This window comes from Sphingomonas sp. PvP055 (assembly GCF_040546365.1).
Taxonomy (GTDB): domain Bacteria; phylum Pseudomonadota; class Alphaproteobacteria; order Sphingomonadales; family Sphingomonadaceae; genus Sphingomonas; species Sphingomonas echinoides_A.
On record NZ_JBEPNS010000001.1, the window covers coordinates 2,732,764 to 2,750,053 of the forward strand.

The 17,290-nt window shown below is 64.7% G+C and carries 16 protein-coding genes and 2 tRNA genes; 9 read left to right on the forward strand and 9 right to left on the reverse strand.

Going from position 1 to position 17,290, the window contains the following annotated elements:
* Window positions 1-15: 15 nt before the first annotated feature.
* The 6 genes from ABIC16_RS12870 to ABIC16_RS12895 all read right to left on the reverse strand — a co-directional run bounded on the left by ABIC16_RS12870 (window position 16) and on the right by ABIC16_RS12895 (window position 7,316).
* Entirely contained in the window at window positions 16-1,221 is a 1,206-nt protein-coding gene (locus tag ABIC16_RS12870) for a glycosyltransferase family 4 protein (RefSeq protein ID WP_354291406.1), read from the reverse strand.
* Window positions 1,218-2,264 (reverse strand): Gfo/Idh/MocA family protein, encoded by a 1,047-nt coding sequence (locus tag ABIC16_RS12875; RefSeq protein ID WP_354291407.1) that lies wholly within the window; start codon window positions 2,262-2,264, stop codon window positions 1,218-1,220. The genes ABIC16_RS12870 and ABIC16_RS12875 overlap by 4 nt, the downstream gene beginning before the upstream one ends.
* Window positions 2,265-2,267: 3 nt before the next feature.
* Complete coding sequence (locus tag ABIC16_RS12880; protein WP_354291408.1) at window positions 2,268-3,407, reverse strand: Gfo/Idh/MocA family protein; 1,140 nt, start codon at window positions 3,405-3,407, stop codon at window positions 2,268-2,270.
* A gap of 187 nt (window positions 3,408-3,594) precedes the next feature.
* Window positions 3,595-6,057, reverse strand: a complete 2,463-nt coding sequence (locus tag ABIC16_RS12885) for a TonB-dependent receptor domain-containing protein (RefSeq protein WP_354291409.1) — start codon at window positions 6,055-6,057, stop codon at window positions 3,595-3,597.
* 706 nt (window positions 6,058-6,763) lie between these two features.
* Window positions 6,764-6,839 (reverse strand) — tRNA-Ala (locus ABIC16_RS12890).
* 159 nt (window positions 6,840-6,998) lie between these two features.
* The gene (locus tag ABIC16_RS12895; RefSeq protein WP_354292322.1) at window positions 6,999-7,316 is read right to left on the reverse strand and encodes a TIGR02300 family protein; all 318 of its coding nucleotides are present in this window, start codon (window positions 7,314-7,316) and stop codon (window positions 6,999-7,001) included.
* Between the two features lie 108 nt (window positions 7,317-7,424).
* On the opposite strand from ABIC16_RS12895, the gene aroA reads away from it, so the two are divergent.
* From aroA to ABIC16_RS12935, 8 genes are all read left to right on the forward strand, one after another.
* Window positions 7,425-8,762: a 3-phosphoshikimate 1-carboxyvinyltransferase gene (aroA, locus tag ABIC16_RS12900; protein WP_354291410.1), complete on the forward strand. Its 1,338-nt coding sequence runs from the start codon at window positions 7,425-7,427 to the stop codon at window positions 8,760-8,762.
* Complete coding sequence (locus tag ABIC16_RS12905; RefSeq protein WP_277968340.1) at window positions 8,759-9,016, forward strand: CBU_0592 family membrane protein; 258 nt, start codon at window positions 8,759-8,761, stop codon at window positions 9,014-9,016. Before aroA ends, ABIC16_RS12905 begins: the two co-directional genes overlap by 4 nt.
* Window positions 9,013-9,639 (forward strand): (d)CMP kinase, encoded by a 627-nt coding sequence (gene cmk / locus ABIC16_RS12910; protein WP_354291411.1) that lies wholly within the window; start codon window positions 9,013-9,015, stop codon window positions 9,637-9,639. Before ABIC16_RS12905 ends, cmk begins: the two co-directional genes overlap by 4 nt.
* A 237-nt stretch (window positions 9,640-9,876) precedes the next feature.
* Window positions 9,877-11,604 carry a 30S ribosomal protein S1 gene (gene rpsA / locus ABIC16_RS12915; protein ID WP_354291412.1) on the forward strand — a complete coding sequence of 576 codons (1,728 nt, stop codon included), beginning with the start codon at window positions 9,877-9,879 and terminating at the stop codon, window positions 11,602-11,604.
* 154 nt (window positions 11,605-11,758) lie between these two features.
* Window positions 11,759-12,040 carry an integration host factor subunit beta gene (gene ihfB, locus ABIC16_RS12920; RefSeq protein WP_277968343.1) on the forward strand — a complete coding sequence of 94 codons (282 nt, stop codon included), beginning with the start codon at window positions 11,759-11,761 and terminating at the stop codon, window positions 12,038-12,040.
* 83 nt (window positions 12,041-12,123) lie between these two features.
* Window positions 12,124-12,206: transfer RNA gene (locus ABIC16_RS12925), tRNA-Leu, on the forward strand.
* Between the two features lie 80 nt (window positions 12,207-12,286).
* Complete coding sequence (locus tag ABIC16_RS12930; protein WP_354291413.1) at window positions 12,287-13,768, forward strand: ABC transporter substrate-binding protein; 1,482 nt, start codon at window positions 12,287-12,289, stop codon at window positions 13,766-13,768.
* A 27-nt stretch (window positions 13,769-13,795) separates the two neighbouring features.
* The gene (locus tag ABIC16_RS12935) at window positions 13,796-14,209 is read left to right on the forward strand and encodes a DUF4112 domain-containing protein (protein WP_277968345.1); all 414 of its coding nucleotides are present in this window, start codon (window positions 13,796-13,798) and stop codon (window positions 14,207-14,209) included.
* Between the two features lie 13 nt (window positions 14,210-14,222).
* Here ABIC16_RS12935 and ABIC16_RS12940 read toward each other — a convergent pair whose 3' ends face one another.
* The 3 genes from ABIC16_RS12940 to nadC all read right to left on the reverse strand — a co-directional run bounded on the left by ABIC16_RS12940 (window position 14,223) and on the right by nadC (window position 16,271).
* A complete protein-coding gene (locus ABIC16_RS12940) occupies window positions 14,223-14,930 on the reverse strand; it encodes a ribonuclease T2 family protein (RefSeq protein WP_354291414.1) in 708 nt (235 codons plus the stop codon).
* Window positions 14,927-15,352, reverse strand: coding sequence for a hypothetical protein (locus ABIC16_RS12945; protein ID WP_277968347.1), 426 nt, complete (start codon window positions 15,350-15,352; stop codon window positions 14,927-14,929). The genes ABIC16_RS12940 and ABIC16_RS12945 overlap by 4 nt, the downstream gene beginning before the upstream one ends.
* A 61-nt stretch (window positions 15,353-15,413) precedes the next feature.
* Window positions 15,414-16,271 (reverse strand): carboxylating nicotinate-nucleotide diphosphorylase, encoded by an 858-nt coding sequence (nadC, locus tag ABIC16_RS12950; RefSeq protein ID WP_354291415.1) that lies wholly within the window; start codon window positions 16,269-16,271, stop codon window positions 15,414-15,416.
* Window positions 16,272-16,540: 269 nt separating this feature from the next.
* On the opposite strand from nadC, the gene ABIC16_RS12955 reads away from it, so the two are divergent.
* Window positions 16,541-17,269: a Crp/Fnr family transcriptional regulator gene (locus ABIC16_RS12955; protein ID WP_354291416.1), complete on the forward strand. Its 729-nt coding sequence runs from the start codon at window positions 16,541-16,543 to the stop codon at window positions 17,267-17,269.
* The last annotated feature ends 21 nt before the right edge of the window (window positions 17,270-17,290 follow it).

Below are 17,290 nucleotides of genomic sequence, written 5' to 3' on the forward strand. Positions count from 1 at the left end.
GGTCCCTGTGAACCTTTAGCGCGTCGCGGGGACCGTCGCAGCCATCGCGTGCTGAAGCTGTTGCGCCGATTTCGCCGCGTCGTGGCGTGCCTCGATCCTGCGCCGCCCCTCCTGACCCAGCGCAACCATCGCTTCCGGCGAGGCGCGCAACGCCGAGCGGAGCGCATCCGCGATCGCTTCGACCGACCCTGACGGAAAGATCCAGCCGCATTCCGCGTCGACCAGCTCGGGAATGCCGGCGATCGTCGTCGTCAGCACTGGCCGCCCGAGCGCGAACGCTTCCATCAGCACGATCGGCAACCCTTCCGCATAGCTCGGCAGCAGCAGCGCCGACGCCCGCGAGATCGCGCTGCGGACGCCCGGCGCATCTGCCCAGCCAAGAATGTGGACGTGCTGCTGAACGCCGTGGCGCGCGATCTCGGCTTCGATCAGCGCGCGGTCTTCGCCGTCCCCGATCAGATCGACCCGGATGTTCGGAAACTCCTTGCACACTTGTGCGACCGCCGCTGGGATCAGGCTTTGCGCCTTGTTCGGGCACAATCGCCCGACGCACACGAACCGTCCCGCCTCTCCGGCATGCCCCGATGGCGTGAACTTGGGCAAGTCGATCCCGCACGGGATGATCCGCACCTTGTCCGCGAACGCAGGCGCTTCCTCCAGAATACGCCCACGGCAATATTGTGTGATCGCGACGGTGAACGCCGAATCGGCAACCTTCCGCCCCATCGCATTCTGTTTCGGGTCGACGAGTTCGTCCGGCCCGTGAACCGTGAAACTATAGGTCGGCCCGCCGAGATGTTTCGCGAGCATCGCAACCGTCGTCGCATTCGTGGAAAAATGCGTGTGGACGTGGTCGATCCCGAGCGCTTTGGTCCGCCGCCGGAGATAGATCGCCTGCAGTAAATAGTTGACGTTCTTGGCAAATCCGCCGTGCGACTGACTCAGCACATGGCGGAAGACCGGCAGCGTGCGCAGCAATCCGCCAAGATTGACGAACGGCTCGGCCAGCGCCGCAGTTATGAGCCGGCGGAGATTCCCCGTCAGCAGATATTCGGTCGTGCGCTGCTCGGCGATGTCGTCAGGGTCGAGCAACGTCCCTTCCCAATGTCGAACCGCGAAGCGCTTCACCGGCTGGCCAAGCGCCTCGAGCTGCTCGATCTCCCCGCGGACGAACGTCGTGCTCGTCATCGGGTAGGAGTTCATCAGATAGGCGAGCTTCATCGACGGTCTTCCCGCGCTGCATCCAAGATGCGCATCACGTCCAGCGACACGTCCACCGGCAGCACCGGGCTCTCGATGGCACCAGCCCGGTAAAGATCCCGGAAATGGAGCAGCTCGGGGACGTAGGGGCTCGCACCAAATGAGGCGAAACCGGTCTTGCGCAGCCGCGCGATGCCCGCGAGCCGCCGCACCAACGGGCGCGCCTTGACGCGGTCACGCATACCGCTAGCCCCGGTCGGGCGCGACGGGGGGCCGACCGTCTCGACCGCGATCTTCTCTGCCGACAGCAACGGCGCCGCCACCGTCACCGCGCCGCGTTCGCACGCAATCGTCATCATATTGCCGAGCATCGCGGTCAGCGACGCGGTCAGCTGGGCCGTTGCGCCATTGGCGTGCGTCAGCAGGAGCGCGGCTTCGGTATCCACGCCGTTCCCGTCCCGCGTGATCTGCGCACGGACGTCCGCCACCGGCCCCAGCGCCAGCCGCGCCAGCGTTACCAGGTACACCGCGCGATCGAGCAGCACCCCGCCCCCGACCGCGGCATAGCACCCGGGATGGCTGGCGGGCGTGGTGGGATAGCCAAAGCTCGCCGACAGCTGCCGCGCCGCCCCCAGCCGCCCCGACGCAACGTCGGCGAGCGCATTGTGGACCGCGGGCAGGAGCGGTGTCGCTACCGCTTCCATGAACAGCACGCCCGTCCGGCGCGCCGCCGCGACGACCTGCTGCGCTTCCGCAGAATCGATTGCGAACGGTTTCTCGCCCAACACGGCCTTGCCCGCTTCGAGCGCCCGGATCGCAACCGTGGCATGCTCCGCCGTGGCATTCGCGATATAGACCATGTCCACCGCCGGATCGGCGAGCAGCGCGTCCACCCCGGTGAACGCCGTTGCGATCCCCAGCGCTTTCGCCACGCTACCGGCACGATCGGCACTGGCGGAACAGATGCCGACGACGCGCAGCCCCGGAACATGCCCGATCGCGGCGACCATCGTATGGGCGATATAGCCCGTGCCGACCACGCCGACGCGAATGTCGTGCGCCATCGCTTACACCCCGGTCCGCTGGCCCGACCACCGCGTCACCGGCGACGGCGTGAAGCGCGTCGTCATGTGCTGCGCGCCGGTGTTCTCCCCCGCGGACTGGATCGCGAGCGACACCTCGGTCAGGTGCAGCGCGAAATCGCCCGCCTGCCGCGCCTCGCGCCCGGAAGCGATCGCGTCGAGCATTTCCGCTGGCCCGAGCATGAAGTTCATCGACGCCGCCCCGCGCCGCTTGACCGCTGGGTGGCGCGTGAACGCAGGCGACGGCACCTTGCGCGCGACGGGGCTGTTGATCATCCGCCGCCGGATCACATGCCGCGTCCGCACCTTGACCGCCGCGCGATTGTCCCACGATTCCGAAACGCTCGCCACGCCGCGATCACCGATCACGCGGATCCGGTGGTCATGCGGCGCGAGGATGCTGCACGTCAGCCGCGCGACGACGCCGCTCTCGAAGAATAGGGTCGCGGACGAATAATCGGGCGCGGTCTTGGCGCTGGTCAGCCCGGACACGTCCGCGAGCCCGGCCGACGCGGACACGGTCGTTCGCACCGGACCAAACATCGCCATCAGCCACGTCAGATAATAGCCCGCATGTTCGAGCGTGCAGCCGACGACCAGCTCGTCCTCGATCGGCCAGGGCGTGCCCGACTCGCTCTTCCACTTGGTCAGCGGCGCCTGCGAGATATAGTCGTCGTCCAACTCGGCATAGACCAGCTTGGGGACGCCGATCCGCCCTTCCTCGACCGCGAGCCGCAAGGTCTGCGCCGCTTCGCTGAGCAGGCTGCACGGCGCCGACGCGATCTGCAGCCCCCGCGCCTTCGCCAACTCGTGGAGCACGATCGCATCCTCCATCCGCATGCTCAGCGGCTTCTCGGAATACACATGCTTGCCCGCTTCGAGCAGCTGTCGGCTGACCTCGAAATGCGCGTGCGGGTTGGTAAGGTTGAGCACCAGCGTCGCCGGGCCGGTCAGCACCGCGTCGATGCTGTCGACCGCAGGAAGCTGCCAATGCGCACAGAAGCGCTGCAACCGCTCGGCATCCTTGTCGTAGCAGGCGACCACCTGGATATCGGGAAAGGTCCGGAGCGAGGCTGCGTAGAGATCGGCCACGAAGCCGGTCCCGATGATCGCCACTGTGCGCATGATTTCCCAACTTCGAAGAGGCGTAGGCCGAATGGCGGATGCGCCAAGCATCTAGCTTAGGGTTTTTGCGTTCGCAATGATGCCCTGCCCCCAACGGGATGCGGAACAATGGCATGGCCCTCCGCCACGCGGCAACACTTTCGCCGCGGCCGGGGGACGACAAGGATCGTCCCCCAGCCGCTGCACCTCAAAAGAACACGCGGACCGAACCCGTGAGCATCCGGCCTGGCAGCGTTCGCGCCAGCACGACGCCGGAGGCAGGCAGGACGGCATCCCCGATATCGACGAAGGCCGTCGTATTGAAGAGATTGCTCGCATTCAGTCCGAGCGAAAGACGCTCGATCGGGCGGATCTGCAGGAATGCCCCGACCGTCGTGAACCCGGGCATCTTCAACTGATTGACGTCCTGCGAATAGCTGGACGTCTGGCCAACCGCATTCACGCCGATCGTGAACCGCGTGGTCTCATACTGCGGCGTCACGCTGTAGATGACAGCGGACTGGTGGCGCGGCGCCTTGCCGACGACGGCCGGATCGTTCGCCTTGGTGATCTTGCCACCCGCCAGAGTGACATTGCCGGCGAGACTGAACGGGCCGCTGCGCACCTTCGATTCCAGCTCGGCGCCATACGTCCGGTAGGACCGCTGGACGAGTCCGATCACCTGATTGCCATTCGCGTCATTGTAGATCTGCGAGTTGGTATCGCGCGTCAACGCGTAGAAGGTCGTGACGTTGACGATGATTCCACCGGAACGGTATTTGAAGCCGCCCTCGACCTGCCGGACCGGATCATAGGCTGCCGTACGATCGGCCAGCGCGCCCGTCGCCCGGTCGAGCGCCGGCGAGAACAGCACGCTGTCCGCCCCTGCCCGCGCACCAAGACTGTATCGCGCGAACGCCGACAGCGCCTCGGCCACTCGGTAGTTGAGACCGACCGAGTATGAGATGTAGTGATAATTGTAGTTCACCGGCCAGCGCGATGCGGGGTCGATAAAGGGCACCGTGGCTTCCGGGCCATTGAGGTCGATAAGGCCGTCCCCGTTCATGTCCTGCGGGCGACTGGTCTGATCCGCAAAGGCGCTGCCGCGTACCTTCCCCATATCATAACGGATCGACCCGCCCAGAACGAAGCGGTCCTTCTGGACGTTGAACGAGGCATAAGGCGCAGTGATATCGTACCGGACATCGGCGTTCCGGGCGACGCCGGGCTGTCCGAGAAAGCCGTAATCCAGCACACCGTTCTGGGTGATGAGCGTCCCGTCCGGGCGGCGCAGGTCGACCAGCGCCGATCTGCCGTCCCCCATCACGTCCTGCAAGACCGACGTCATTCCCTCCGACGTCTTAAGATCCTGCAATGCCTTGTAGACCCCGAAGGTGGTGGTCAGCGTGGTGCCGTGGATCGTCCACGCCTTGCTGGAGCGTAGGTCGTTGGTAACGTTGCGCATGCTGTTGATCCCGGCGCGGTAGAACCCCGTCGCCAGAAGCAGCCCGTTGCCATTGAGCGTCGCCGGGTCGATCTGGCCACCCTTGGCGGGTCCGCTGGCATAGCTCAGCATCGTGCCTGGCTGGCCGCCAAACGTCTGGGCAAGCTCGGCCGCAGGGCCGACTGCGAGCGGCACGACCTGGTTGAGCAATCCGCTGTTGTCGGCATACCGGAAGTGGTCGGAAACCGTCCAGCCCGCCAGAACGGTTTGCGCCTCGAAACCAAGGCTCTTGGACTTCGCCCGCATGTCGTCCTGCATATCGGTGTTGGTGACGGCACCACCAAGGCCAGGCGCGATGCGCGTGGAAATGTAGCGCGACTGCGCCGTGTCCGAATTGATATCGAAATTCGCGACGTTGCGGAACGTGGGCTTCGCGTTCGTACCGGTCACCGCCACGGGATAGGTGTAATAATAGGGGAAACGCTCATCGAGCAATTTGGCGTTCAAGCGGATGTAGCCGTCGGCAAATTGTCGGGTGATGTTGAATTTCACCTGACCGCCTTGCAGCGCATTATAGCCGGTGCGGCGCGGTCCGTCGCCCTGGCGATAATAACCACCAACGTGAAAGCGCCATCCCCCGCCGAGCTGGCCGCCATAGTCAGCATCCAGCCGCTGGGTGTTATAGTCGAGTCCGGTCGACGCCTGGACCGATCCACCCTCGACCTCCCCGGTTTTGGAGACGAGGTTCACCACGCCGCCCGGCGCGTTCGACGCGAAAGTGGAGGATGAGCCACCGCGAATCGACTCGATCTGCGCGACATTGAGGTCGGTGCGTAGGAAAATGTCGGACGGCGCGACCACGAAGTCGCCGAATTCAAGAACGGGAAGACCGTCTTCCTGAAGTTGCAGATACTTGGCACCGGCGTTTACCAGCGGCAGGCCGCGCACCGTGTAACTGTTGTTGGCGATACCGGTACCGGCCTCGGCCCGGATGCCAGGAACGTCGCGCAAAAGGTCCGCCAGCGACATCGGTGCGAGGAGCGAGATATCGCGTTCTTTCAAGGCGCTGGTCGACGTTGCGCTATTGAGAGGGTCACGCGCCTTCGCAACGCCAGTCGAGATCGTCGCACGGTCGTCGATCGTCCGACTGGCTTCCCAGGCGGTGGGCGACGCCGGAGCCTCCTGCGCATGCGCAAGACCTGGAGTCCAAGCAGACAGGATAGCCACGGCGGAAACGCCCGCATGGAGCAGATGCGAGTTTCTTGCGTGCATTATTGAGCCTTCCAGGTTGGCTGATCGACGTCGATTGCGTCAATTTCGATGCGTGAGGCGACGATCCGAAGCGCGTAATGCGAAGTAGGCACGCCTATTCAAGCCTCCGAGCATAGTGCTCGGAAAGTCGTGAATGTCGAAAACCGGATGCCGGACAATGTCGACGGTGACATGGTAGAGATCGCTACCGCGTCTTTACCATGGAGGAACGAAGGTTAAGGTCGCTGATGCAGAGTTATGCAGTTCGTAGTGTACAGGACTGTATTGGATCGTATTTTCATTATAGGACCGTCCTTGCAGGAACGCGCTGCGACGGACTGAATAATTTGGATGATACGAAAACGGCGTTCCTATTGAGGTCCGCGGCGCCGGACGTATCGTCCGAAATTCATTTAATCTCTGGAATCAGCACGCGGTCGCCGGACGGCCACGCAACCCTGACGGTTCGCCGCTGAGATCAGGATTGAGGAATGGACGCAGAATCCAGTCCTTCCGCGCACATTCAGCCGACGGACAGTGCAGCGAAACGGATGCGGCCTACTCGCCTGCGCGGGCGGCGCACGACGACCGAGAAAGGTTACATCGCGGTCCTGAACGGAACTGCCGCAAGACGCTGTCTTAATGTGGTGGTGAAGGTGACGTAGTCGTCACGGGAAACGAATGGTGGAGCCGAGGGGGATCGAACCCCTGACCTTTCGCATGCCATGCGAACGCTCTCCCAGCTGAGCTACGGCCCCATCGTTTCTGCGCTGACCCAAGCGGGTCTGCGGCGGGAAGGCGCTGCCCCTACCGAGAGGCGGCGCGGTTGGCAAGCGCGGAACGTCGCTTTGCCGAAATTAGAGGGAAATTTTATCGCGATCGACCCGCACGCCGAGGCGCGCGGGCCGATCCGCCGATCAATGCTCGTCGTCTTCCGTCGGCGCTTCCACGCCGAGGTCGTCGTCGCCACCCAGGTCGACTTCGTCGTCGGGCGAGGGCTCTTCGTCTTCACCGGTGTCGATATCCTCGTCGTCGCCGGCGAGATCGTCGTCCTTCTTGACCTGCTCGGGCTTGGCCTGCTCGAACGGCAGCGGCTGCTTCGACTTCAGGATGGGCTCTGGCTCCCAATGCGCACCGCAATTGATGCACGTGACGGGATCGTCCTTGCCCAGATCATAGAAACGGGTGGCGCATTTCGGACACGTACGCTTCGTGCCCCATTCCGGCTGTATCATGGGCCGATTGACCTTCTTCAAAATTGAATTTGAGAGCTTGCAACGCGAACGTCGCAAAGTGGGGCGCGCCTTGCCATAGCGCAAGCGCACTGTCAAAGCGCAGGCCCCATGCAGCACTCCACCCCCACCCCGCTCGAAATCCCTTCCTCCGGTCCGCTGGCGGGACGCGTCCGCGTCCCCGGCGACAAGTCGATCAGTCATCGCTCGCTGATGTTCTCCGCGCTCGCGGTGGGCAGCAGCCGGGTCGAAGGGCTGCTTGAAGGCGAGGACGTCCTCGCTACCGCCGCCGCGCTGCGCGCGATGGGCGCGACGATCGTGCGCGGCGACGATGGCGTGTGGACAATCGACGGTGTCGGGGTCGGTGGCCTGTTGCAGCCGACCAGCGCGATCGAGATGGGCAATTCGGGCACTTCCACGCGTTTGCTGATGGGGCTGGTCGCAAGCCACCCGATCACCGTGACGTTCACTGGAGACGCATCGTTGTCGAAGCGCCCGATGGGCCGCGTCATCACGCCCTTGTCGCAAATGGGCGCCGAGTTCACCGCGAGCCCCGGCGGGCAATTGCCGCTGATGCTGCGCGGAATCTGCCCGGCGATCCCGATCACCTACACCCTTCCCGTTGCCTCGGCGCAGGTGAAGTCCGCTGTGCTGCTCGCCGGGCTCAACACCCCGGGGATCACGCGCGTGGTCGAACCCGTCGCGACTCGCGACCATAGCGAGCGGATGCTGCGCGGGTTCGGCGCGGACGTGACGGTCGAGGACTCCCCCGAAGGCAAGATCATCTCGATCCGCGGCGAGGCCGAACTCAAGCCGCAGCAGATCACCGTGCCCGGCGATCCCTCGTCCGCCGCCTTTCTGGTGGTCGCGGCGACGATCGTGCCGGGGTCGGACATCACGGTCGAGAATGTCGGCCTCAACCCGACCCGCGCCGGCCTGTTCACCGCCCTGCGCATGATGGGCGCGAGCATCGAGGAATGCGACGCGCGCGAGGTCGGTGGCGAGCCCGTCGCCGATCTGCGCGTCCGCTACGCCGCGCTATCGGGAATCGAAGTCCCTGCTGATCTCGCGCCCAGCATGATCGACGAATATCCGATCCTGTTCGTGGCGGCCGCCTTCGCCACCGGTACGACGATCGCCCGCGGCGCAGACGAACTGCGCGTCAAGGAATCGGACCGGATCGCTGCGATGGCTTCCGCGCTCAGCGCGATCGGCGCGCGAGTCGAGGAAGTCGAGGACGGGATGATCGTCCACGGTTCGGGCGGGGAACCCCTCCCCGGCGGCGCGACGATCGCGACGCTGCTCGACCACCGCATCGCGATGAGCCTGGCGATTGCCGCGCTCGCTTGTCATAAGCCGGTGACGCTCGACGACATGTCGCCCGTCGCCACCAGCTACCCCGCGTTCTTCGACCAGATCGCGCAACTTCAGGGTGCCACCGACCGATGACCGCCTCCACTGCCGACCTGATCGGGTTCGTCGGCGCGCTGACGATCCTGATCGGCTATGCCCATCAGACGCTGCGCAACGCTGCGCCCGACCTGTTCTCCACGCTGCTGAACTTCCTCGGCGCAGCGCTGCTCGCGCTGTCGCTGAGCGTGAACTTCAACTTGCCCGCGCTGTGCCTCGAACTCGCCTGGGCCGCCATTGCGGCGTTCGGGCTCGTCCGAATGACCGTTGCACGGCCGGGAGCGCGCGCATGATCATCGCCGTCGATGGACCCGCCGCCTCGGGCAAGGGCACGATCGCGCGGGCGCTCGCGCGTCATTACGACTTGCCCTATCTCGACACCGGCCTGCTGTACCGCGCGGTCGCGGCCAACGTCGCGAAGCTCGAGCTCGATCCCGCGATCGAAGCCGACGCGGTCGCCGCGTGCGATTTCGAGGATGCGTTGATGGAAGATCCCGATCTGCGCAGCGACGAGATCGGGTCGCTCGCCTCGGTCGTGTCGGCGCACCCGCTGGTGCGCGCCGCGCTGTTCCACCGGCAGAAGCGGTTCGCTTATCAGGAGGGCGGCGCGGTCCTCGACGGGCGGGACATCGGCACGGTCATCGCGCCCGACGCCGACGCCAAGCTGTTCGTCCGCGCAACCCCCAACATTCGCGCGAAACGCCGCCACGCGGAACTCAAGGACCGCGGATCGACGCTGAGCCTGGACAAGGTTCTCGCCGACATTCGCGCGCGCGATTTGCGGGATTCGACCCGGGCAACCGCACCGCTGGTGCCCGCGCAAGATGCCGCGCTGCTCGACACGAGCTTCCTGTCGATCGAGGCCTCGGTCCAGCGCGCTATCGCCATCGTCGACGCGAGGACTCAGCGAGACTGATCGCCTTGCCTGAAAGGGCGACTTGCGCTATAGCGACGGCGTTCGGCGGGCGGTGCCCGCGGAGGTCGGCGCGTCAGGCATGCCCTTTCGCGCCCTTTTCGCATGACCGCGACTTGCCCCTCCGCGTGTTCTTTCCCGGCGGATGTCGCGTCCGGCATTCGGCCGCCGCGGCAATATTGGCCAAGACCGCCGGAGACAACCGGCTGGCCGGAACATGATTTAGGAACTCAACACTTTATGGCCACTCAGCCAAACCCAACCCGCGACGATTTCGCGGCACTCCTCGAACTCACGCTCGGCGGCGCCGACAGCTTCGAGGGACGCGTCGTCAAGGGCACCGTCACCGGGATCGAGAACGACCTCGCCGTCATCGACGTCGGCCTCAAGTCGGAAGGCCGCGTGCCGCTTCGCGAATTCGCGATGCCCGGCCAGAAGGCGGACCTCAAGATCGGTGACGAAGTCGAAGTGTTCGTCGACCGCGTCGAGAACGTCCACGGCGAAGCGATGCTGTCGCGCGACCGCGCACGCCGCGAAGCCGCATGGGACACGCTCGAAACCGAATTCGCCAAGTCGGCACGTGTCGAGGGCGTCATCTTCGGCCGCGTCAAGGGCGGCTTCACGGTCGACCTCAACGGCGCCGTGGCCTTCCTGCCGGGTTCGCAGGTCGACATCCGTCCCGTGCGCGACGTCACCCCGCTGATGGACATCCCCCAGCCCTTCCAGATCCTCAAGATGGACCGCAAGCGCGGCAACATCGTCGTGTCGCGTCGCGCGATCCTCGAAGAGACCCGCGCCGAGCAGCGTTCGGGCCTCATCCTCAGCCTCGCTGAAGGCCAGATCATCGACGGCGTCGTCAAGAACATCACCGATTACGGTGCGTTCGTTGACCTCGGCGGCATCGACGGTCTGCTCCACGTCACCGATCTCAGCTACAAGCGCGTCGGCCATCCTTCGGAAGTTCTCAACATCGGCGACACCGTCCGTGTTCAGATCATCCGCATCAACAAGGACACGCAGCGTATCTCGCTCGGCATGAAGCAGCTCGAGAGCGATCCGTGGGAGGGCGCAGCAGCGAAGTACCCGGTTGGTGCCAAGCTCACCGGTCGCGTCACGAACATCACCGAATATGGTGCGTTCGTCGAGCTGGAGCCGGGCATTGAAGGCCTGGTCCACGTTTCGGAAATGTCCTGGACCAAGAAGAACGTCCACCCGGGCAAGATCGTCTCGACCTCGCAGGAAGTCGATGTCGTGGTCATCGAGGTCGATCCCGACAAGCGTCGTATCTCGCTTGGTCTCAAGCAGGCGATCAACAACCCGTGGGAGGCCTTCGCTGAAGCGCATCCGATCGGTTCGACCGTCGAAGGCGAAGTCAAGAACGCGACCGAATTCGGTCTGTTCATCGGCCTCGACAACGACGTCGACGGCATGGTCCACATGTCGGACATCGCCTGGGGCGTGTCGGGCGAGGACGCGCTCAACCTGCATCGCAAGGGCGAGGTCGTTCAGGCGATCGTGCTCGACATCGATGCCGAGAAGGAGCGTATCTCGCTGGGCATGAAGCAGCTCGAGCGTGGCGCCCCGGCGGCAGGCACGGTTGCAGCAGGCGGCAATGCGTCGTCGGGCCTCAGCAAGAACGCGATCGTCACCGTCACGGTGCTCGAAGTGCGCGATGCCGGTCTCGAAGTGCAGGTCGGTGACGACGGCGCAACGGGCTTCATCAAGCGGACCGATCTCGGCCGCGATCGTGACGAGCAGCGTCCGGAGCGTTTCCAGGTCGCGCAGAAGTTCGATGCGATGGTGACCGGTTTCGATCGTTCCAAGAAGCCGACCTTCTCGATCAAGGCGATGCAGATCTCCGAAGAGAAGCAGGCCGTGGCACAGTATGGCTCGTCCGACTCGGGCGCGTCGCTGGGCGACATCTTGGGCGCAGCGCTCAAGGCACAGAACAGCGATACCAAGAAGTAAGACTGTTCGGGGGTCGTTCGAAAGAACGACCCCCACTTAACTTATGCCGTCGTAATTTGCCTTTGTACGTTGGTGGAGTTGCGGTAAATCAATGCCGATACGGCCTTAATCCATACCGTGGGGGCATGGTCCGTAGGGGGTGGGAAAAAACGCAATGATCCGTTCCGAACTCGTAGAAATGCTCGCCAACGAAAACCCTGACCTGACGCCGCGTGATGTCGAAGCGCTGGTCACGACGTTTTTCGAAGAAATCACCAAGCGCCTCGCCATTGGCGGCCGTGTCGAACTTCGTGGCTTCGGCGCTTTCTCCACGCGCCCCCGCGACGCGCGAACGGGCCGCAACCCGCGCACCGGCGAACTCGTCGCGGTCGACGCGAAGCGTGTCCCGTATTTCAAGCCCGGCAAGGAAATGCGGCAGCGACTGAACGTCGCCTGATCCGTTGATCTCTCTCGTGCGATGCGCCGAAACTCCATCGCACGCTTGACGCAGCACGTGACTTGCGCTTGGCACGGCAGGTTGCGGACGTGGCGAAATCGGTAGACGCAGGAGACTTAAAATCTCCCTCTTCGGAATGCGGGTTCGAGTCCCGCCGTCCGCACCATCCGGAATTCGAGCAGGATAACGGCTGCCAGCCCCGCATCGGGAGTGGCGCGACCGCGGTTGCGATGGCACAGGGGCATCATGCTGCTGCCGCCCTCCCCCCGAACGGTCGTGTCATCGCTTCTGGTCTGTGCCGCGACACTGCTCGCGGCGTGCTCCGAAAAACCCGATAGCGGCCCCATCGTCGCAAGCGCGATCGGCGCCGCCCCTGCACTGGTCGATCCGGCCAAAGGACAGCTCGACCCATCCGCGCGCGTGTTGCTCGACTCGACCGCGCAAGGACTGGTCCGGTTCGATGCAGCGGGCCAGATCGAACCCGGTATCGCCGAACGCTGGAGCGTGATCGACAACGGTACCAGCTACATCTTCCGCCTGCGCGACGCCGAATGGCCCGACGGGCAGGCCGTTACCGCAGCGGAAGTGGTCAGGCTCCTGCGGCGTCAGCTCGTTCCCCGATCGCGCAACATCCTCGCCCCCTTTCTCACTGCGATCGACGAGATCGTCGAGATGACCCCCGAAGTCATCGAGATCCGGCTCAAGCGCCCGCGCCCCGATTTGCTCAAGCTGTTCGCGCAACCCGAGCTCGCAATCTTTCGCGTCGCACCGTCGCAAAGCGGCAGCGGCCCTTTCCGGATCCTCGCGCAGCGCGGTCCGGTCGCGCGGTTGCGGCCTGCGTTCGATCCGTCGCGCGCCGCCGATGATCAGGCTGCCGAGCCCTCGACCGACGCCAACGTGAAATTGATCGGTGAACGGGCCGCGATGGCGATCGCGCGGTTCGATGCCGGGCTGGCGGATGTGGTCCTGGGCGGAAGCTTCATCGACTGGCCGATCGTGCTGGAAACCCGCATCGCGCCGATCGCGCGCCGGTTCGATCCGGCGGCGGGGTTGTTCGGGCTGGCATTCAACAACCGGGACGGCGTGCTGGCCAATGCGGTCAATCGCGCGGCGATCGCGCGGAGCATCGACCGCGCGGGCTTTACCGCTGCCATTTCGCCGGAATGGGAATCGACGGTCCAGTTGTTGCCGGAACAACTTGATTCCGCCGCTCCGCCGGCGCTTGCGGCGTGGACACAGGCCTCCGGCCCGGACGATCTTTCCCCCCGCGCGACGATCGATGCGTGGCGTGCCGCCAATCCGGGCACCATCACGATGCGGGTGGCGCTACCGCCCGGCCCCGGCGCGACGATCCTGTATGGCTATGTCGCGGGCGCGCTGGCGTCGCTCGGCATTGCCGCGGAACGGGTCGCACCCGATGCCCCCGCCGACTTGCGTCTGATCGACGAAGTCGCCCCGTATGACAGCGCGCGATGGTACGTCGCGCGCGCATGCCAGCCTTGCGGCGGCGTGGCCCAGCTGGCGATCGAAGCGGCACGCGAAGCCGACTCTCCCCGGCTTCGTTCCCAACAGATTGCCGCTGCGGATGCGGCACTGGCGAGCGATGTTGCCTTCATTCCAATCGCCCGTCCGCTCCGCTGGTCGCTCGTCTCGCCGCGCCTGCGGAGCTGGACTGCAAATAGCCGTGCATGGCACCCGTTGAATCATCTTCGCCCAGACACCAATTGATACGCTATGGTCCAGAACACGACACGCATGTCTTCCCCGCACATCGCTGAAATGGCTGCGCGCTATGCCAGCAAGGATCCAGCGGCGGTGCGCCAGCGGATCGAGGCGATGGAGCGGCTGCTCGAAGGGCTGTTCACCATCCCGGGGCTCAACCGCAAGGTTGGCCTCGACTTCATGCTCAACATCCTGCCGATCGGCGGAGACATCGTCGGCGCGGCGATGGGCAGCTGGATCGTGTGGGAAGCGCGCAACCTCGGCATGAGCAAGACGCAGATGGCGCGGATGTTCGGCAATGTCGGGATCGACTTTGCGCTGGGGCTCGTTCCGTTCATCGGCGCGGTACCCGATCTCATCTTCCGCTCGAACACGCGCAATTTGAAGATCATCAAGCGCCATCTCGACAAGCACCACCCCGCCCTTGCGGTCGTCGATCAGGCGTAAGCGACGCGGCGCTTCAGGCTTTCCCCCGCCATATTTTGACGGCGGTCCCAGCGGGCACGCCGCCAGAGTTCGCATGGCACGGCTCGTACGCAAAGCGCTTGTCGAGACATAGCCACAGCTCGTCCAGCCACCCGCGCTTGTTGACCGTCACCCGCACGGCCTCGGCTGGCAGGCCGGGATTGGCGCGCGCCATCGCCGCCGCAATCTGTCCGGCGTTCAACGGACCACGAGACATCGCGCGCATGTCGGGAAAGCGCAGCTTGCCGTACAGCCCGGTCGATCGCGCAAAATAAGCATCGGGCGTAATTCCCATGCACGTGCCGTGCTTCGCCCATTCATGCTGGATCAGTTGCGGCGAGGGCGTCGCGCAGACGGTACGGCGGATCAGGGTGGCGGGCAGCACCGGGGTCGCGGCGCAATATTGCGGCCAATCCTTGCCCACGCCATCGGGCCACAGCCCGTGAAGCGTGAACCCGAAGCGGTTGCCGCTACGGCACTGGAAGAGCGCTTGCGGGTCGCGCGCGTTGGAGTGGCAATATTCCGGCGCCCAGGTGAGCGCGAGCGTATACCCGCCGATCGGGAGGATCCGCTGCGGCTGGCTCTCCGTCGCCACGTCGGGATGCGGTCGCGGGAGCGTCGCAGGAACGCGGCACTGCTCGGTTTGCGCAAAAGCGACGCCGGGTGCGACGAGCATCGCGACGGCGATCAGAACGAGTTTCATGCTGCGGTTTCTCCAAACCATGCGCGCGCGTCCGGCTTGAACATCTGCCAGACCGCAATTCCGTTGAGCACCAATCCAACGATCCCAAGCACGCCCGAGACGCCAGGCTGCATCTTCCCGGTCCCAGCGGCACTGAGCATCGTGACGAGCACCAGCGCGAAGAAGGCGGTGACGATCCACTTCGCGACGACCGCGCGGCGCCGCGCCACGAAGAACCACAGCGTCAGCGAGATCGCGATGCTGATCGCAGTGCCGATCAACAGCATCGAAAGGGCGAACCCAGGCCCCAACTGCCGCGCCCCGGGGTTTTCCACCAGCCGGCCGATTGATTGGTCCCACGAGAGAGCCATGTTGATCAGCCCGATGACGACGGCACCGAGATAGCATCGCTCGAACCAGACGATGGAGATAGGTCGTTGCATGAGTCGTTTCCCCCAAAACGATGACGGCCAGCTTAGCGCGATCGTGTGGCAGCGCCAGCGGTTACGGCTGCGCGGTGAAGTCCAGCCCCAGGTCGACCGCGGGCGCGGACTGGGTCAGCCTGCCGACGCTGATGAAGGTCACCCCCGTCTCGGCGATCGCGCGAATGGTGTCGAGCCGCACCCCGCCGGAGGCCTCGGTCGGCACGCGTCCGCCAACCTGCGCAACCGCACGGGCGAGGGTCGCGGTGTCCATGTTGTCGAGCAGCAGATGCGTCGCGCCGGCATCCAGCGCGGGGGCGATCTGGTCGAGCGTGTCGACTTCGACGATGATCCGCGCGATCCCCGCCGACACCGCCCGCGCCACCGCGGCGGCAACCCCGCCCGCGACCGCGACGTGATTGTCCTTGATCATCGCGGCGTCCCACAACCCCATACGATGGTTGGTCGCGCCGCCCATCCGCGTCGCGTATTTCTCGAGCCGCCGGAGCCCCGGAATGGTCTTGCGCGTGTCGAGCAAAGTCGCGCCCGTCCCCGCGATCGCATCGACATAGGTCCGCGTCAGTGTCGCGATCCCCGACAGATGTTGCACCGTGTTGAGCGCGGAGCGCTCCGCGGTGAGCAATGCGCGGGCGTTGCCCGACAGGCGCAGCACGTCGCTCCCCGCCGCGACCCGGTCGCCATCCTCGACCAACCGTTCGATCGTCACGCCCGGATCGAGCGCGCGGAACACCGCTTCGGCGATCGGCAGCCCCGCGACGACGATCGCCTCGCGGCTGTCCATCACCCCGGTGAAGCGCGCGTCCGCCGGGATTACCGCCTGCGCGGTGATGTCCCCCGCGTCGCCCATGTCTTCAGCCAGCGTGGCCGCGACAAAAGTGCCGAGGTCGAAGCCGTCGAGCGTAAAGGAATGGTCGGTCATACCCTTGCGTAGCCAAAACGGCCGTGCCGGTCAGCCTGAAAATCACGCCGTATCCCACACCGTTGTATCGCACCCGCAGCACGATCCCGAGCGGCTGACGGACGGTATTTAACATTCGATAATCACGCGGTACCAAACGCATGTTTTCATGCGGAGCGGCAGCCTTCATTAAATAGTGCATTTGGTTTGGCATTGTCGAAAGCTGTTGTAACAACTACGTAAACTTAAATTGCTTACAGTTTAAACCTCATTTTTCCTACTGGGACGTAATGACAGATCCCTCGGTACATGACGTGTTGATTACCCAACTTTCGCGCTACGGAACACTTGATCCAACCGATCATGCCGCGATTCGCGAATTGCTCCTGACGACGCGCCAGATTGACGCATCCGCTTACATCGTGCGCGATGGGGAGAAGCCGCTGCATTGCGCGTTTATCCTGTCGGGATTCACCTACTGCCAACGGTTGACCAGAACCGGCGCCCGCCAAGTCATATCGCTCCAGATTCCGGGCGATTTTGTCGATTTACAAAACCTGTGGTTCGACGAATCCGATCATAACGCCCAGGCGCTCACGCGTGCGGAAGTGGTCCACGTCGACATTCAGGCGCTCCGGGATCTCGCCTCGACGCGCCCCGCGATTGCGCGGGTACTATGGCGGATCACGCTCACCGAATCCTCACGATTACGCGAATGGATCGTCAACATCGGGCGACGGGATGCGCACACGCGAGTCGGCCATCTGCTTTGCGAATTCTCGCTGCGACGCGCCGTCGCCGGGGTTCCGCGGGACCAGTCGGACTATCTTCCGATGACGCAGGAACAGCTCGGCGACGCCGTCGGATTGACGGCGGTCCACGTCAACCGCGTGCTTAAAGGGCTTGCACAACGCGGGCTGATCGAGCGGGACCGCCGCCAGATCCGGATCATCGACTGGGCCGGCTTGCGCGACGCGAGCGATTTCAACCCGCGCTACCTGCACCTGCCCCTGCCCTGACCGAACCGTTCCCAGAGGCCG

Coding starts and splice junctions, on each gene's coding strand:
- ABIC16_RS12945 (WP_277968347.1), bottom strand. CDS start 15,352: ATGCAACGACCTATCTCCATCGTCTGGTTCGAGCGATGCTATCTCGGT.
- ABIC16_RS12870 (WP_354291406.1), bottom strand. CDS start 1,221: ATGAAGCTCGCCTATCTGATGAACTCCTACCCGATGACGAGCACGACG.
- ABIC16_RS12905 (WP_277968340.1), top strand. CDS start 8,759: ATGACCGCCTCCACTGCCGACCTGATCGGGTTCGTCGGCGCGCTGACG.
- ABIC16_RS12875 (WP_354291407.1), bottom strand. CDS start 2,264: ATGGCGCACGACATTCGCGTCGGCGTGGTCGGCACGGGCTATATCGCC.
- ihfB (WP_277968343.1), top strand. CDS start 11,759: ATGATCCGTTCCGAACTCGTAGAAATGCTCGCCAACGAAAACCCTGAC.
- ABIC16_RS12880 (WP_354291408.1), bottom strand. CDS start 3,407: ATGCGCACAGTGGCGATCATCGGGACCGGCTTCGTGGCCGATCTCTAC.
- nadC (WP_354291415.1), bottom strand. CDS start 16,271: ATGACCGACCATTCCTTTACGCTCGACGGCTTCGACCTCGGCACTTTT.
- ABIC16_RS12940 (WP_354291414.1), bottom strand. CDS start 14,930: ATGAAACTCGTTCTGATCGCCGTCGCGATGCTCGTCGCACCCGGCGTC.
- cmk (WP_354291411.1), top strand. CDS start 9,013: ATGATCATCGCCGTCGATGGACCCGCCGCCTCGGGCAAGGGCACGATC.
- rpsA (WP_354291412.1), top strand. CDS start 9,877: ATGGCCACTCAGCCAAACCCAACCCGCGACGATTTCGCGGCACTCCTC.
- ABIC16_RS12930 (WP_354291413.1), top strand. CDS start 12,287: ATGCTGCTGCCGCCCTCCCCCCGAACGGTCGTGTCATCGCTTCTGGTC.
- ABIC16_RS12895 (WP_354292322.1), bottom strand. CDS start 7,316: ATGATACAGCCGGAATGGGGCACGAAGCGTACGTGTCCGAAATGCGCC.
- ABIC16_RS12955 (WP_354291416.1), top strand. CDS start 16,541: ATGACAGATCCCTCGGTACATGACGTGTTGATTACCCAACTTTCGCGC.
- aroA (WP_354291410.1), top strand. CDS start 7,425: ATGCAGCACTCCACCCCCACCCCGCTCGAAATCCCTTCCTCCGGTCCG.
- ABIC16_RS12935 (WP_277968345.1), top strand. CDS start 13,796: ATGTCTTCCCCGCACATCGCTGAAATGGCTGCGCGCTATGCCAGCAAG.